The organism is Ruegeria sp. AB11 (assembly GCF_056536325.1).
The window spans coordinates 114,094-129,585 of record NZ_JBQFJO010000002.1 but is presented as its reverse complement, the minus strand read 5'-3'; the positions used below and the strand labels follow the sequence as shown (position 1 = coordinate 129,585).

Annotated in this window: 13 protein-coding genes, 1 tRNA gene and 1 pseudogene; 4 read left to right on the top strand and 11 right to left on the bottom strand. The window is 54.6% G+C overall.

The annotated features are described in order from the left end of the window. Positions 1–105 precede the first annotated feature (105 nt). Positions 106–478, top strand: a pseudogene (locus ACR3EJ_RS20145) (transposase); the annotation flags it as partial. Here ACR3EJ_RS20145 and ACR3EJ_RS20140 read toward each other — a convergent pair. Further along, positions 470–1,129 (bottom strand): helix-turn-helix domain-containing protein, encoded by a 660-nt coding sequence (locus ACR3EJ_RS20140; RefSeq protein ID WP_260026588.1) that lies wholly within the window; start codon positions 1,127–1,129, stop codon positions 470–472. The pseudogene ACR3EJ_RS20145 and the gene ACR3EJ_RS20140 sit on opposite strands and share 9 nt — an antisense overlap. Before the next feature lie 108 nt (positions 1,130–1,237). Between ACR3EJ_RS20140 and ACR3EJ_RS20135 the strand changes: the two genes are divergently transcribed. After that, positions 1,238–2,242: a GlxA family transcriptional regulator gene (locus ACR3EJ_RS20135; protein WP_170545991.1), complete on the top strand. Its 1,005-nt coding sequence runs from the start codon at positions 1,238–1,240 to the stop codon at positions 2,240–2,242. 8 nt (positions 2,243–2,250) lie between these two features. On the opposite strand, the gene ACR3EJ_RS20130 is transcribed toward ACR3EJ_RS20135, so the two are convergent. The 7 genes from ACR3EJ_RS20130 to ACR3EJ_RS20100 form a co-directional block, all read right to left on the bottom strand. Next, complete coding sequence (locus ACR3EJ_RS20130; RefSeq protein WP_170545988.1) at positions 2,251–2,811, bottom strand: sarcosine oxidase subunit gamma; 561 nt, start codon at positions 2,809–2,811, stop codon at positions 2,251–2,253. Next, complete coding sequence (locus ACR3EJ_RS20125; protein ID WP_480423432.1) at positions 2,804–5,749, bottom strand: sarcosine oxidase subunit alpha family protein; 2,946 nt, start codon at positions 5,747–5,749, stop codon at positions 2,804–2,806. Before ACR3EJ_RS20125 ends, ACR3EJ_RS20130 begins: the two co-directional genes overlap by 8 nt. Beyond that, positions 5,746–6,033: a sarcosine oxidase subunit delta gene (locus tag ACR3EJ_RS20120; protein WP_170545982.1), complete on the bottom strand. Its 288-nt coding sequence runs from the start codon at positions 6,031–6,033 to the stop codon at positions 5,746–5,748. Before ACR3EJ_RS20120 ends, ACR3EJ_RS20125 begins: the two co-directional genes overlap by 4 nt. Positions 6,034–6,044: 11 nt before the next feature. After that, on the bottom strand, positions 6,045–7,295 hold the full coding sequence (locus tag ACR3EJ_RS20115; RefSeq protein ID WP_170545977.1) for a sarcosine oxidase subunit beta family protein: 1,251 nt from the start codon (positions 7,293–7,295) through the stop codon (positions 6,045–6,047). Between the two features lie 207 nt (positions 7,296–7,502). Continuing rightward, positions 7,503–8,309 (bottom strand): iron chelate uptake ABC transporter family permease subunit, encoded by an 807-nt coding sequence (locus ACR3EJ_RS20110; RefSeq protein ID WP_170545974.1) that lies wholly within the window; start codon positions 8,307–8,309, stop codon positions 7,503–7,505. Further along, complete coding sequence (locus tag ACR3EJ_RS20105; RefSeq protein WP_170545971.1) at positions 8,309–9,061, bottom strand: metal ABC transporter ATP-binding protein; 753 nt, start codon at positions 9,059–9,061, stop codon at positions 8,309–8,311. The genes ACR3EJ_RS20110 and ACR3EJ_RS20105 overlap by 1 nt, the downstream gene beginning before the upstream one ends. A gap of 2 nt (positions 9,062–9,063) precedes the next feature. Then, positions 9,064–9,576 (bottom strand): Fur family transcriptional regulator, encoded by a 513-nt coding sequence (locus tag ACR3EJ_RS20100; protein ID WP_170545968.1) that lies wholly within the window; start codon positions 9,574–9,576, stop codon positions 9,064–9,066. Positions 9,577–9,632: 56 nt separating this feature from the next. Here ACR3EJ_RS20100 and ACR3EJ_RS20095 point away from each other — a divergent pair, with 56 nt between their 5' ends. After that, complete coding sequence (locus ACR3EJ_RS20095) at positions 9,633–10,778, top strand: metal ABC transporter solute-binding protein, Zn/Mn family (RefSeq protein ID WP_170545965.1); 1,146 nt, start codon at positions 9,633–9,635, stop codon at positions 10,776–10,778. Between the two features lie 133 nt (positions 10,779–10,911). Here the strand turns inward: ACR3EJ_RS20095 and ACR3EJ_RS20090 are convergent, their stop codons facing one another. The 3 genes from ACR3EJ_RS20090 to ACR3EJ_RS20080 form a co-directional block, all read right to left on the bottom strand. Further along, positions 10,912–12,039 (bottom strand): amidohydrolase, encoded by a 1,128-nt coding sequence (locus ACR3EJ_RS20090; protein WP_170545962.1) that lies wholly within the window; start codon positions 12,037–12,039, stop codon positions 10,912–10,914. Between the two features lie 485 nt (positions 12,040–12,524). Beyond that, positions 12,525–12,601 (bottom strand) — tRNA-Pro (locus tag ACR3EJ_RS20085). Between the two features lie 128 nt (positions 12,602–12,729). Further along, positions 12,730–13,845 (bottom strand): THUMP domain-containing protein, encoded by a 1,116-nt coding sequence (locus tag ACR3EJ_RS20080; protein WP_170545960.1) that lies wholly within the window; start codon positions 13,843–13,845, stop codon positions 12,730–12,732. Between the two features lie 299 nt (positions 13,846–14,144). On the opposite strand from ACR3EJ_RS20080, the gene ACR3EJ_RS20075 reads away from it, so the two are divergent. After that, positions 14,145–15,488 (top strand): Na(+)-translocating NADH-quinone reductase subunit A, encoded by a 1,344-nt coding sequence (locus tag ACR3EJ_RS20075; RefSeq protein ID WP_170546201.1) that lies wholly within the window; start codon positions 14,145–14,147, stop codon positions 15,486–15,488. The last annotated feature ends 4 nt before the right edge of the window (positions 15,489–15,492 follow it).

Genomic DNA, 15,492 nt, shown 5'->3' with positions numbered 1-15,492 from the left:
AAGCTATTAGGGTCAGGATACATTGATTTTCAACGCGCTGCATGATTCACGGCTCGGAAATGGAGTGGTGATACAAGCGACCTTTTCGAACTGACCGATGAGCAGATGGCCAAGTTTTCCGCCGTCTACCCGAAGTCGCACGGCAGGCCATGGGGCGATGATAGAAGGATACTAGGCGGGATTATCTTCATAAACCGCAATGGATTAAAGTGGTGAGATGCGCCCGAAGCCTACGGTCCGCACAAAACGCTGTACAGCTTCTGAAAACGTTGGAGCGAGAAATGCATCTGCGCCCGAATGATGGTTTGCCTAGTTGCCGAACACGGTGAAGAAAAAACCATGATGATTGATACGACTTGTCTGAAGGCACACCGTACCGCGATCAGCATGGTCACGAGAAAGGGGGCGCGGCCGTCTGATAGCGAAACTGCCCTCAGGACGCATCGATATTTTTACAAAATGCCATTGTTCAGTTTGTTTGAGGGTAACTGATGATCGAAATATAACGTGCTGGCAGATTCACCATTCTTTCTGGTCCGTGTGGAGCGTCAGCGTCGAAAAACAGGGTGTCGCCAACTTTCAGCGGATAGATCTGATCCCCATGGCGATAATCTACTTCGCCCTCAAGCATGTAAATTGTTTCGATCCCGCCGTGTTGAAATGTCGGAAAAATGTCGGATTTGGCAGTGAGCGAGATCAAATACGGCTCCACGATTACGCCCGATCCGTTCGCACCCAAGTGTCCCAGTAAGTTATATTGGTGATTGGCGCGTGTCCCTTCGCGTTCAAGCTCCACCCCTTCACCGGCTTTTGTGTGGACGGCTTCTCGGCGTTCTTCGAACTGTCGGAAAAAACTTGTCAGCGGCACTGACAACGCATTTGCCAGCAATTGCAGGGTCGTCAATGAAGGAGAGGTGTTGCCATTTTCGATTTTCGACAACATGCCGATCGACAAACCGGTTAATTGGGCCAAGTCGGCAACAGTGATGTTTTGCTGTTTGCGAAACGCCCGAACTTCGCGCCCGATCGCAACTTCTAACACCTTCTCTCGTTCGCCTGCCCGAAAGGAATGCGGATTTTGCGTCAGATTGGTAGGCATTTCGGTGTCGCGATTTTCTGTTCTGGACATTCAGCGTATTGCTATACTTGAGTTGCCTGTTTCTGCAAACATATACCGTGCATCACAACTTCCATACGGGCTAACATATCAAAAATATTTCCTGATAGTGAAAATATCATGCTGGCTGAAAAAACAATCGAGTTGGGCATTTTGCTGTTTGATGGGTTTCCGATGGCGTGTTTGACCTCGGTGATTGAACCCTTGCGGGCAGCAAACGAGATAGCGGGACAGGAGGCTTTTTGCTGGCATCTGGTTTCTGAGGCAGGGCAGAAAGTCAGGTCCAGCGCCAATGTCGGGTTCGAGGCCGACCGGCCTTTATCTGATTGTCAATCCATCGATATCCTCTTCATGCTAAGCAGTCCCGTCGCCGGGTTCCGGGACCCAAAGCAGGGCAATGGTGCATTGCGCGCGCTCGCGCGACATGGAGCAGTTCTTGGGGGTATCAGTGGTGGCGTTTTCCCTTTGGTCCGCTCAGGGGTCATGACTGGGTGTCCGGTTTCCGTACATTGGTGCTATGAGGCTGCTTTTGAGGCCGAGTTTCCAGATATCGAGGCTCGGCGCGAGGTGATTGTATCTGGTGCCAATCGTTATACCGCGGCAGGGGCAGCCGCAGCCTTTGATCTGGCCCTGCATCTGATCCAAGATCGATTGGGTAGTGAGGTCGCGCATGAAGTGGCTTGCTGGTTCCAGCACCCGATGATGCGTGGAACGAGTGTAAAACAACAGGTTCCGAATGTCCGTCAATCGGATTCCGGTGACAGATTGCCGCCGCTTGTTACCAAATCGATCGAGTTGTTCGCGGGCAGCGTCGGTCAGCCGATTTCGATCACCGAGGTCGCGCGTCAAACGGGTGTCACTCCGCGTCAGATCGAACGCGCATTCAAGCAGGCCACCGGACAAAGCCCCAGCCATTATTTTCGCGCGATGCGTATGAAGGCGGCGCGGCAGATGGTGGTGTATACAAAAGACCCAATCTCTGAAATTGCGGCAGCAGTCGGATATAGTTCTGTCGCACCGTTGGTGACTCATTATCGCGCGGCCTTCGGCTTGAGCCCAAGCGAGGACCGCCGTCGGATCAACCGCTTTCGAGTTGAGGATAATGCTCCGCTGCCCTCAAGCTGAACTGCGTGTCACAGTGCGGATTTCATTGCAGCGACAATCGCATGTTGCAGAGATCGGGCTGAAGATCGCGGAGCGTATATACTGAACAAATCGGTTGACCGGCGCAGGAGGAAGCATGCCAGGTGGTGAATTGAGGTTCGTGCTGCGCCCCCTGTCGCCAAATTTCTGCAGTCCAGATTGCACAACAGTTCCAGCACCGACTGAGCATCGGGACCTTTTAGATCAAACCGGGCCCAGGCATCCGTCTGTTCGGACACCGAAGCAGCATCTTTGGTGCCATCTTTCACCAATTCCGCAAGACCCTCATGACTTTCGAAGGGAGCCTCGACAATCCATTGTTCGGGTCCAGCCCAAAAGGCTATGAGGGTTTGTCCTGAAAACTGACCGATACCAGGTGCCTTCTGCCCGATCAAAGCGGCCAACGCCGAATGAGTTTCGCCTTCACGCCCCAGGCGCGCCGCGACCGAAGCCAGCGCAACATCGGGGACTTCACTGCAGGTTACGCTGCCAATAGTGCAGGTTTCCGGGTTTGCTCCACCAAGTGCGGTTAACGCGATAAGATCATGCACGGAGCCGTTCTCCCTCAGGGTCGACAAAATGGGACGAAACAATCTCGACCTCGACGGTCAGATCGGTTAGCGGCGACACAAGGCGCATCTTTTCGCCATGACGGTCACTTCCGTTCTTCAGAAAGCCCAGACCGATATAGCAGTTCAGAGAAGGCGAGAAGGCGGCTGAGGTGACATAGCCCTGATCATGCGCTGCATCGACCGGACCGGATGCATCCATGAGATGCGCGCCAGCGGTGATCTTATCCGCGCTGTTCACGGGTTTGACGCCGACCATGTTCAACGCATCAGCCTCGTTCAGCCCTTCACGCTCTGACAGAACTGAGCCAATGCTATCTTTCTTCTTTGATACCATCCGACCCATGCCAAGGTTCAGTGCGGTGGTGGTCCCGTTTAGTTCGTTGCCCGCCGCATGACCTTTTTCGATCCGCATAACGCCCAGTGCTTCAGTGCCATAGGGCACCACGTTGAATTCTTCGCCTTCGACCATCAATCGTCGCATGAGGGCATCGCCATAGCGGGATGGGACCGCGATCTCGAATGCCAATTCACCCGAGAATGATATCCGGAACAGACGAGCACGTAATCCACCGCAAACGGTAATGTTGCCGCAGGCCATAAAGGGGAAACCGTCATTCGAGATATCGAATTCCGGATCCACTATTTTCTGCAGCAACTTACGTGAATTCGGGCCAGCAACGGCGTATTGTGCCCAGGCTTCGGTGGTCGAGATCAATTGCACGTCCATGTCCGGGAATAGGCATTGCCGGATAAACTCCATGTGCTGGTAAACTTTTACCGCATTGGCCGTCGTTGTCGTAACCACAAAATGATCTTCGGCCAGCCGAGCTGCGGTGCCATCATCCATTGCAATGCCATCTTCACGCAGCATAAGCCCATAGCGGGTTTTGCCGACGGCTAGCTTGGCAAAACCATTGCAATAGATCCGGTTCAGGAAATCCGCAGCATCAGTGCCCTGTACATCAATCTTGCCCAGCGTGGTGCAATCGCACACCCCGACCGAGGCACGAGTCTGGCGCACTTCGCGGTCAACGGATTGCCGCCAATGCGTTTCTCCCGGTAACGGGAACCATTGAGCGCGCAACCAGTTGCCGACTTCAACAAACACGGCACCGCGCTCTTTGGCCCAGTGGTGTGATGGTGTCAGACGGGTGGGGTGAAATTCCTTCCCCCTCATACGGCCCGCAAAGGTTGCTATTGGCACTGGCGTATAGGGCGGGCGGTAGATAGTGGTGCCGACTTGCGGAATTGATTTCCCGGCGATTTCGGCCATAATTGCCAAGCCGCCCATGTTCGAAGTCTTACCCTGATCGGTTGCCATGCCCAGCGTGGTGTAACGTTTGAGATGCTCGACCGACTGGAAGCCTTCCTGATGGCTGAGCTTTACGTCTTTGACAGTTACGTCGTTCTGTTGATCCAGCCACGCCCGCGAACAGCCTTGTACATACCAGAATGGCGTCTGAGTGACCGGAGCATCTTCGGCCGTTGGAATCGCGATGGCATCGCCTTTCAAGTCAAGCGCATGGGTGGCGGCTTCGGCACCGGATTTCAAGGCACCATGGGTGGACATGATGCCATTTGCGGCTCCGGCGACTGTCAGGCCCGGAGGCAACGTATTGCCGGGGACAAAGGCAGACAGGGTCTCATTCCAGGCCGGGCGACCGCGTTGGTGGCAGGTCAGGTGCACATTCGGGTTCCAACCGCCTGAGATACCAAGCGCACCAACATCCAATGTGCGGTTTGAGCCGTCGGCCAATTTGACCTCGGCGAAAGTTAAGCCAAGACGCCCTTTGGTATCGATCACCTCAGCGCCGCGCAGCACCTCATAGTCACCGTTCAGTGGGGCCTCGGGCCGAACGTCAACAACGGCCGCGATTTTCACCCCTTTGGCATGCAGATCGGCTGCGGTGCGGTGGCCATCGTCATTGTTGGTAAAAATAGCCACGCGTTGCGCGGGGGTGGCGGCGAAACGGTTAGCATAACTGCGCAGCGCTCCGGCCAGCATGATGCCAGGCCGATCATTGTTTTCAAAGGCAATCGGGCGCTCGGTTGCGCCCGCGCACAAGAGGGCGCGCCTAGAATAGATGCGCCATAGGATTTGACGGGGTTTGCCCTCGGATGGAGCGGACAGATGATCGCCTTTCCGTTCGACCGCCCCGTAAATTCCATGATCGAAAGCACCGATAACGGTTGTGCGCGGCATCAGGCGGACATTCGGCATCGAGGACAACTCAGCCACCGTCTGTGCAATCCAGTTTGCAGCGATGTCGTCGTTCAGCGAGTAAGTTTCGCTATTCAAACGACCACCGAGAGCAAAATCCTCATCCGCCAGTATCACGTCGGACCCCGCACGACCGGCGGTCAGCGCTGCCATCAATCCTGCCGGACCCGCGCCGATAATTAGAAGGTCGCAGTGCCTAAATCCCTTGTCATATTCATCAGGGTCTTCCTGCATCGACATGGTGCCCAGCCCTGCAGCCCGGCGGATAACAGGTTCATAGAGCTTCTCCCAGAATGCGGCGGGCCACATGAAGGTTTTGTAGTAGAAGCCTGCGGTCAAAAAATTTGAAAACCGATCATTGATCGCCATCGCGTCAAACCTGAGGCTTGGCCATCGGTTCTGAGAATGCGCTTCGAGCCCGTCAAACATCTCGATCGTCGTGGCCCGTGTGTTGGGTTCTTTTCGATTGCCCGTACGCAGTTCAACCAAGGCGTTGGGCTCTTCAGACCCGGCGCTCAAAATACCACGGGGGCGGTGGTATTTGAATGATCGCCCAATCAGGCGCACGCCGTTGGCTAGAAGGGCGGATGCCAGAGTGTCTCCCGGATGCGCCGTGAAGTTGCGGTTGTCAAATTTGAAATTCAGAGTACTGGTGCGGTCGATCTGACCGCCGTTCAGCCGGTTGACTTGGGTCATTTGGAACGTCCTTGCATCCGGGCTACATCACGGGCCAATTCCACTTTCGAAATCTCATGCGTGACCGTATTGCGTGTCACGACGAGCCAGGATCGATCCCCCCCTTCATGAAACCACAGCTCACGGTGTTCGCCCGCTGGATTGTCGCGCAGATAGGCGTAATCATAGAATGTCTCGACTGCGTTTTCGGCTTGCCAGTCGGGACGGTCTATCAAGGACGCGTCACCCAGATACACGAACTCTGAACTGTCACGGGGACCCAGCAATGGATGTTGGATGATCATTTTTGGCTTCCTCAGTGCAGATTGGGCTGATTGCCCATACCTTTTTCGTCAATCATCCGACCGGTGCGAAAGCGGTCAAAGCGATAGGCGGTCGCGGTTGGGTGCGGCTCGTCCTTTGCCAGCAGATGCGCGAAACAATGGCCCGATGCAGGAGTGGCCTTGAAGCCGCCATAGCACCAGCCGCCATTGAAATAGAGCCCGTCGATATGTGTGCGGTCGATAATGGGCGACCCGTCCATGGACATATCCATGATCCCGCCCCACATGCGCAGCAGTCGCGCGCGGCCGATCATTGGCATCAGCGCCATGCCGCCTTCGCAGACATCTTCAACTACTGGCAGGTTTCCGCGCTGAGCGTAGGAGTTGTAGCCGTCGATATCGCCTCCAAATACCAAGCCGCCTTTATCGGATTGGCTGACATAGAAATGTCCCGCACCAAAAGTTATGACGCCCGGCAGGAGCGGCTTCAAACCCTCGGAGACAAACGCTTGCAGCACGTGGCTTTCAATCGGCAGTCGCATACCCGCCATTCCCATCAGACGCCCCGAATTCCCGGCAACGGCACAACCAACCTTACCGGCCCCGATGAAACCTCTCGAAGTTTCAACGCCCACGCATGTGCCGTTTTCGATGCGGAATCCGGTGACTTCGCAATTCTGAATGATATCGACGCCGTGACTATCCGCCGAGCGCGCATAGCCCCATGCTACGGCATCGTGACGAACAGTGCCGCCGCGTCGCTGAGCCAGACCGCCTTTGATCGGGAAACGCGCGTTGTCAAAATTGAGGAACGGATACTCCTTGCGTACCTGTTCGGCATCCAGCAGTTCGGCATCCGCGCCGTTTAGGATCATGGCATTGCCGCGTCGCGTGAAGGCGTCGCGCTGCGCGTCCGAGTGGATCAGGTTGATAATCCCGCGCTGACTGACCATTGCATTGTAATTCAGGTCCTGTTCAAGACCTTCCCACAGTTTCAATGAGAATTCGTAGAAAGGTTCATTACCATCCAGCAGATAATTTGAACGTATGATGGTCGTATTGCGCCCGACATTGCCGCCGCCAATCCAGCCTTTCTCGATCACAGCAACATTGCGAAAGCCGTACACTTTGGAAAGGTAATGGGCCGTCGCCAAACCGTGACCGCCGCCGCCGATGATGACAATGTCATATTTCTGTTTGGGTTCGGGATCACGCCACGCCGGTTTCCATCCTTTGTGACCGCTAAGCGCTTCTTTGATGACGGTGAAACCAGAATATCGCATGAATCAGACCTTTTTCCAAAGAATCGCTTTATTTTGGTGAATTGGATACTCTCAAATCCGACATCTATAGCCCTGAATCAGACCTGAATGGCAGGCTGTGACTAAGTTCTCTTTACGGTAGGGCAATTCTATAGAATGTGGGTGCCGGATACATCATGTCCGCCATGACTAAAGGAATGAAAAGCCTGCGCAGATCTTGCGTCGAACCTAATTGAGCTTGGATCGGTCGCGTGTTTGCAATCCGACGACGCTGAGGCAGGCAAATAGAATTGCGGCGACACAGACGATGGACGGACCGGTAGGTGTATCGAACATATAGGCCGCCCTTAGACCAGTGACCGCCGAGAATGCGCCAATAGCGGCGGCGATCAATGCCATCGATTCCGGTGATCGCGCCAAACTTCGAGACGCTGCAGCAGGTATGATCAGCATTGCAGCGATTAAAAGAACACCCACCACCTTGATTGCCACTGCCACTGTTACGGCAAGCGCCAATGTCAGGATTAACTGCTCGCGTCTGGGGTTGAAGCCGCTGGCATATGCCAGTTCTTCGTTTAACGTGGCCGTCAGAAGGTGAGACCAGCGCCACGCGATCAGCGCTACGACAAGGACGGCGCCGCCCCAGATTACAAGCAGATCAGTACGCGATACGGCAAGGATATCGCCGAAGAGGTAGGCCATAAGGTCAATTCGTACGCCGGACAGAAAGGAAACGGCGACGAGGCCAAATGCGAGGGCGGAATGCGCCATAACACCTAGCAGCGTATCCATCGCATACCCGCGCCCGGACAACAGTGTTACGGTAAGCGCCATCGCAAGCGCAACAGCCAATGCCCCAGTAAAGACTGACAACTGAAATGTCAGCGAAAGCGCGATCCCCAAGATTGCGGCATGCGCTGTGGCATCTCCGAAATACGCCATCCGACGCCACACGACAAAGCAGCCCAGCGGGGCTGCGGCGAAAGCCACGCCAACGCCTGCCAGCGTTGCGCGTGTCATAAAATCATCAAGCATTATTCTGCCGCTTCTTGAGAGGTTTCACAGTGATCGTGATCGTGATCGTGCTCATGGTCATGATCATGCCGATATAAGGCCAACGCACCGCCTGTTCCTGTCCCAAACAGAGCGCGGTATTCCGGGGCCGAGGCCACCACAGCGGGGGAGCCTTCGCAACACACGTGCCCGTTCAGGCAGACCACGCGATCTGAAGCGCTCATGACCACGTGCAATTCGTGGCTGATCATCAGAATGGCGCATCCGGTTTCGCGCCTGACTTCTTCGATCTGGTGATAAAACGCAGCCGATCCCGGTTGGTCGAGTCCCTGCGTTGCCTCGTCCAATAGCAATACATCTGGTTGGTTTATCAGGGCCCGCGCCAGCAGCACGCGCTGAAATTGCCCACCTGACAATTGCGACATCTGTCGTTTCAGCAGATCTGGCACCCCGGCAGTTTCGAGCGCTTTTTCGCATTCTACTTTGGAAACGCGATCGGTCAGCCGCATGAACCTCTCGACCGAGATTGGCAGTGTCGGATCGATGTGCAGTTTTTGAGGCACATATCCAATTTTCAATCCTGGTTTCAATGAAACCTGTCCTGCGGCTGGTTTTGTTGCACCAATGATGGCCCTCAACAGGCTGGTCTTGCCTGATCCGTTGGGACCGACGATGGTTACTATCTCTCCGGCCTCGACAACCATATCTACATGTCGCAGAATTGTATTCGCGCCGTAACGTACGCTGAGATTCTCAACGGAGATCAAGCTCATTTCTACGCCTTTTCAGTGCAGCTGGGGCAAAGCCCTTCGGCTTCTACAACCGTTCGCTCTATTTCAAAACCCGTTGCACGTGCAGCTGCGCCAAGTATCCCCTTGGCTGGTGCAGACTGCGCTTCGGCCACAGCGTCACATTTTCGGCAGATCATGAACGCCGGCGAATGGTCTGCTCCGGGATGAGAACACGCGACAAATGCGTTCAAACGTTCGATCTTGTGAACAAATCCATTTTGGACAAGAAAATCAAGCGCACGGTAAGCCACTGGTGGCTGCGAACCAAACCCTTCCTCGCGCAGCGCATCAAGAATGGCATAGGCCCCCAAGGCTCGATGCTCCTGCAGCAACATCTCAAGTACTTTTCGCCGCACAGGCGTTAGCCGCAACCCTTCTTTTTTGCACCGAGCTTCGGCTGTGGTCAGCGCAGTCTCAACGCAATTTTTGTGATCGTGTTTATGAAACCCAACAAGTGCGTCGTCGCAAACAGGATTGGGAGTGGCTTCACTTGTCATGTTATTCCATATCATGTATGTCGCTCGCAATGTTATACAATCACACTGAGGGTCCGATGTCCAGAAAGCTGCTCTTACAATCGATCACCGCTGCGTTAATGGGTGGAACAGCCATGGCGGATGCCCCAAAGGTGGCCGTCGACATTGCACCTGTCCACTCGTTGGTAGCCCGTGTTATGGAAGGTGTTGGAACACCTGATCTGGTCATCCCAGTGGGCGCATCGCCGCACGAATATAACCTGCGTCCCTCGGAAGCCTCTGCGCTGCAAGAGGCTGATCTGGTGTTCTGGATTGGCGAGGATCTGACACCCTGGTTGGAAGGCGCTGTCGAGACACTCAGCGACGGTGCCACGGTCACAACGCTTCTGGAATCGGATGGAACGGTTCTGCTTGATTTCCGTGAGAACACATTATTCGAAGCACATGACCATGGGGATCACGATGACCATGGTCATGATGATGATCATGCGGAAGACGAAAAGCACGATGAGCACGATCATGAAGAAGAGCACGCACATGATGATCATGGCCACGATGATCACGATAGCGAAGATCACAATGATCATGCGGATCACGATAGCGAAGATCACGATGATCATGCGGATCACGATGATCATGACCACGACGATCATGCTGATCATGACGATCACGGGCACGGCGATCATGCTGATCATGACGATCACGGGCACGGCGAGCATGATCCTCATGCCTGGCTTTCACCGGCGAATGCAGAAATCTGGCTGAATGTCATTGCGGCCCAGCTTTCTGCCGCTGACCCTGATAACGCTGGTGCATATTTTGCAAATGCGGCTGCAGCGCGCGAAGAAATGGCAGCATTGTCAGACGAGGTAGCTGAAACACTGAAGCCAGTTCAAGGCGGTCGTTTTATCGTATTCCATGACGCCTATCAGTATTTCGAGGACGCCTTTGATTTCCGTGCTTCTGGCGCAATTTCTCTTGGCGATGCAACCGATCCCAGCCCGGCGCGTATCTCGGACATTCAGGGGCGTATCCGGGAAGAAGGTATTGATTGCGTTTTGACTGAGCCGCAATTCAACCCAGGAATTGTTGCAACTGTTTTAGACGGTACAGAAGCAAAGACTGCCGTAATTGACCCGCTGGGCTCTGACCTTGATCCCGGAGTTGAGCTTTATCCGCAAGTCATTCGCAATTTGGCAAACTCACTGGCTAAATGCCTGTGATCCAATGAACAGCCCAACCGTTACCAATGGGCGGTCGGGCTGAACATCCGCAAGCGTAACCAAATACGTTAATTGTCAGGATGTCGAACAGCACAAGCCAAGGGTGGCGGCTTGTTAAAAAGACGCCATCAAATTACGTGCTCTGATGGGCGAGATTGACCCAGAACGCGACACCCTGATCCAGTGCATCGTCGTTAAAGTCATAAGACGCGTTGTGCAGGGGCATCGCAGCCGGGCCGTTCAGTCCGTTACCCATCAGGATGAACGCGCCGGGGCGGTGTGTCAGAAACTCGGCAAAATCTTCAGAGAAACCTACTTGACCAAATTCCGCATCTACCGAACCTACCTCGCGCGCAGCGCTGACGATGGTTGCAGTGGCTTCAGGGTTGTTCTTGAGCGGCCTGAAAGATGTTGAGTATTTTAGCGTTGCCGCGGCACCTTGCGCGGCACACACGCCCTCCACAATAGCACGCATTCTGGTCTCGATAGTGGCAGACACCTCGCTGGAAAAGCCACGGCAATCCCCCCGTAACACCACGTTGCTTGGCAGAATATTACGTGCTCCATCTGTGAGGAATTCAGTGACAGAAACGACCGCATGTTCGCTTGCCGGTAACGACCGAGATACGATTGATTGTAGCTGCAGCACAATCGCCGAGCCCGTCACGATAGGATCAATTCCTTTGTCCGGCATCGAAGCATGACCGCCTTGGCCAGCAATCTGAATCTCAAAATTGTCCTCGAACGCGCAAAACGCTCCGGATTGCGTTGCAAAATGACCAAGCGGCATACCAGGCATATTATGCAGTCCAAAAATCGCGGACATGGGAAATCTGTCGAAAAGTCCATCCGCAATCATCGCGGCGGCTCCATTTCCGTTCTCTTCGTCGGGCTGGAATATGAAATGTATGGTTCGCTTAAGCGTCGGGTCATCCGCAAGCTTTAGGGCCGCACCCAATAGCATTGTGCTGTGCCCATCATGACCACATCCATGGAACTTGCCTGGGGTGTCTGAACGATGGGCAAACGTATTGGCCTCGTCTATTGGCAGCGCGTCCATGTCGGCGCGAAATCCAAACGCGGTTTCCCCAGGACCTCGGCGCAGCGTCGCAACAAGGCCGGACTTACCTATGCCACGCGTGACCTCCAGACCAGCTTGTTCCAATTGCTCGCCTATCAGGCGGGGTGTTCTGACAAGGTCAAAGCCGATCTCTGGGTGTGTGTGCAAGTCACGACGAAAGCGGGTGAGGTCAAGCATCATGAAGGCCTTTCTTGGATAGATTTCTCAGCGGTTGAACATTGTTTTGGCCAATCACGCTGTAGGTCCCGCAATTGCAGATGGCGGGATTGCTTATCCCATGCATCGCACCGACACAACCTCGGCTGTAGACAGCGCATCGCTGATCGCCATCCACTCGCCCAGGCTGTTCTCTGGTGCAGCACCTTTTGGCACTCCAAAATTTTTTGAATGCGAAGTCAGTTGGACCAAATACATCCACTGCATCGCGGGTGATATATATACAGTCCGTCTGTAAATCGGTGATTTCGGAAAATCCAGCCGCAGGAACTAGTGGTTGTCTGGAGGGTCTCTGACACTTCGATTTGCCGCTTTGCATCTTGCGGCGGGGGGGCATCTAATCACCAAAAGGGCAGTGGATACATACCGGCTCATCGCTGAACGTGTGAGGGCTCATAGAATCCAGCAAATTGACCATAAGCTGAAACTGCAGAATGTCCTTAAAATATTGGTCGGAGTGAGAGGATTCGAACCTCCGACCCCTGCCTCCCGAAGACAGTGCTCTACCAGGCTGAGCTACACTCCGACCGTGGCGCGTGATCTATACCTCGCGATTTGGATGTGCAAGAGGATTTCTGAGATCGGTATAGGGCAAACCTCGGGGGCAGAATGGCGACCGTCGCAACAAGTCCAAGTGGGGATTTGGACCGTATCTCACTTCAGTGGTTCAGTGCGAAACAGCCGAATTTTGGTTCCGCCATGATCGACGACCGGACCGGGAGGGAGCAAAGGCAGGCGCGTTGCGCGGGCAAGTCCAAGTGTCGTGGTGACGATGCCCACACGCCAGCCGTGAAAACGGTTGGCGAGTACCTTGCCAAGGCTGCCATATAGTGATCGCAAGCGCTTTTCGTCACCGATGCGGGTCCCGTAAGGGGGGTTCACGATGATCAGCCCCCTCGGCCCGGCGGGAGGTTTGATGTCACTGACCGAACGGTGCTGAAACTGCGTTATCTGATCCACATTGGCCTGCTTTGCATTCGAACGCGACGCTTCAATTGCGCCTTCATTCCGATCGGAACCAAAGAATTTCAACTCGGTTTCGTGCGTTTGAGTCCGCTTGCGCAACTCGTGCCAAGCATCGTGGTCAAAGCTGGCAAAGTTCTCGAAAGCGAATCTACGTGATCTTCCCGGCATCAGACCAAGCGCTATCTCAGCTGCCTCAATTACAAACGTGCCCGAGCCGCACATCGGGTCCAAGACCGGCTCAGATCCGTCATAACCACATTCGCGCAGGAACATAGCTGCCATGGTCTCCCGCATCGGAGCCTTGGCAATGGCGGGTTTATGGCCGCGTTTGTGTAATGGCTCACCGGAGCTGTCCAGCGACAGAGTGCAAATATCTTTTTCGATCCGAAGGAGCACACGAACAGTGGCATCAGATGAGACCAGCGCGCCAAGTGTCTCAGAAATGGCGCGTTCAATACGTTGGCGGGCCGCCCTGTCATGATAGATGCGTGATTTACGGCAGGTTGCCTCGACCCTTACCGGAATATCGGGTCTCAGGAACTTGGCCCAAGGGAACTTGCGTGCCCGTTTGTCCAATTGCGCCAAATGGACTGCGGGAAAACTGCCCAGTCGCACCAGAACTTTGTTGGCACCCCTTAGCTCAAGATTCGCACGCCAGACTTCACGCCAGCCCCCACGGCAAACAACACCACCTGCGAGCTTTTGCGGACCGCCAAATCCCCGCTCGATCGCTTCCGCATACAGAGGCGCTTCGAGGCCGGGCGTGGCGACCAAAAATATCTCAAGATCATCTTCGTCTTTCATTCAGGCTGCTTACACCGGATGAACATTAGGTGCGACATACAAATTGAGGGCAAAAATCCACTCAATGTGAAACTGAATCATAAGAATGTGAATTTCAGGTTCGAAATTGAGCGGTAACAGGTTTGCGTTTGCGTGCATCCCCGCGTAAAGGAGCTTTGATCGGAATTACGCTTGCGGATTCTGGTCGGTTTGTGGTGCTTTTGCGACCGGACTGATCGGAAAAATCGTGATATTTGTTGCCATCATTGTAAGGTGGCAAGCAGCAGGCGCAGGACAGAGGCTTGGAAGAACGTAGCGACATGCAAACTTTCAAACTAAAAAAAGGGTTGGATTTGCCGATTGAAGGCGCGCCCGAGCAAAACATCCAACCGGGGCCTGAGTTTTCCAGTGTTGGCGTTCTGGGGGGGGATTATCTAGGTCTAAAACCCCGCATGTTGGTTCAGGAAGGTGATGATGTTCAGCGCGGTACACCGCTGTTTTGTCACAAGGACGCGCCAGAGGCGATGATGGTCGCACCGCTGAGCGGGAAAGTTGTTGCCGTTAACCGTGGTGCGCGGCGCGTTCTTCAAAGCGTCGTGATCGAAGTATCCGACGTCAATGATACCGGGGTTGATTTCTCGGGCGTTGGTGATGCGGTCTCAGGCGCTGGTGTCACCGCCAAGCTGTGTGCGGCCGGGCTGTGGACTTCTTTCCGCACGCGACCCTATTCGAAGATGCCCGAACCGGGGACGACACCAGCAGCGATTTTTGTCACCGCGATGGACAGCGATCCACTGGCTGCAGATGCTGCCGTGGTAATCGCCGATGCATCAGAGGCATTTACGGCAGGTTTGACCGCAATCTCACATCTGACTGAAGGAAAAACCTATCTTTGCTACAAAGATGGAGAAGCCATCCCAGGTGCTGATCTTTCCGAAGTTGAGGCAGCGGCTTTTTCGGGCCCGCATCCGTCCGGGCTCGCCGGGACACATATTCACTTTCTAGAGCCTTTAGCCGCTGACAAGCAGGTATGGACAATTGGCTATCAAGACGTGATTGCCATCGGACGCCTAATGCAATCCGGTCACCTTGATCCGAATGTTGTGATCGCACTGGCCGGACCGGGTGCGCGGCAACCACGCTTGATCCGTACGGTCATGGGCGCCTCAACCGACGATCTGATCCGTGATGAGGTCAATGTCGATGGAGCCGCTCGGATCATATCGGGTTCGATCCTGTCTGGACGCCATGCTGAAGGCCCGACTGCGTATCTCGGTCGTTTTGCACGTCAGATCACCATCATCCGCGAAGATCCCGACCAGATCACTATGGGTTGGATTCTCCCCATGCCGTCGAAATTTGCCGTTCAGCCGGTCCTGGGGTCTGCTTTTGCCAATAAACTCTATGCCTTGACCAGCAATTTGAATGGCGGACGACGCGCCATGGTTCCGACCGGCACGTTTGAAGAGCTGATGCCACAGGATTACCTGCCGACACAGCTATTGCGCGCTCTGTTGGTAATGGATACCGACACTGCTCAAGCTCTGGGCGCGTTGGAACTGGACGAAGAAGATCTGGGCCTTGTGGGCTTTGCCTGCCCGGCGAAATATGAATACGGGTTGGCGCTGCGCGACTGCCTTAGCAAGATTGAAAAGGAGGGCTGAGCCG

Excerpts from the sequence above, each read along its gene's own strand:
- ACR3EJ_RS20075 (WP_170546201.1), top strand. The coding sequence starts at position 14,145 with ATGCAAACTTTCAAACTAAAAAAAGGGTTGGATTTGCCGATTGAAGGC.
- ACR3EJ_RS20100 (WP_170545968.1), bottom strand. The coding sequence starts at position 9,576 with ATGACAAGTGAAGCCACTCCCAATCCTGTTTGCGACGACGCACTTGTT.
- ACR3EJ_RS20090 (WP_170545962.1), bottom strand. The coding sequence starts at position 12,039 with ATGATGCTTGACCTCACCCGCTTTCGTCGTGACTTGCACACACACCCA.
- ACR3EJ_RS20110 (WP_170545974.1), bottom strand. The coding sequence starts at position 8,309 with ATGCTTGATGATTTTATGACACGCGCAACGCTGGCAGGCGTTGGCGTG.
- ACR3EJ_RS20115 (WP_170545977.1), bottom strand. The coding sequence starts at position 7,295 with ATGCGATATTCTGGTTTCACCGTCATCAAAGAAGCGCTTAGCGGTCAC.
- ACR3EJ_RS20105 (WP_170545971.1), bottom strand. The coding sequence starts at position 9,061 with ATGAGCTTGATCTCCGTTGAGAATCTCAGCGTACGTTACGGCGCGAAT.
- ACR3EJ_RS20135 (WP_170545991.1), top strand. The coding sequence starts at position 1,238 with ATGCTGGCTGAAAAAACAATCGAGTTGGGCATTTTGCTGTTTGATGGG.
- ACR3EJ_RS20095 (WP_170545965.1), top strand. The coding sequence starts at position 9,633 with ATGTCCAGAAAGCTGCTCTTACAATCGATCACCGCTGCGTTAATGGGT.
- ACR3EJ_RS20080 (WP_170545960.1), bottom strand. The coding sequence starts at position 13,845 with ATGAAAGACGAAGATGATCTTGAGATATTTTTGGTCGCCACGCCCGGC.
- ACR3EJ_RS20140 (WP_260026588.1), bottom strand. The coding sequence starts at position 1,129 with ATGTCCAGAACAGAAAATCGCGACACCGAAATGCCTACCAATCTGACG.
- ACR3EJ_RS20120 (WP_170545982.1), bottom strand. The coding sequence starts at position 6,033 with ATGATCATCCAACATCCATTGCTGGGTCCCCGTGACAGTTCAGAGTTC.
- ACR3EJ_RS20125 (WP_480423432.1), bottom strand. The coding sequence starts at position 5,749 with ATGACCCAAGTCAACCGGCTGAACGGCGGTCAGATCGACCGCACCAGT.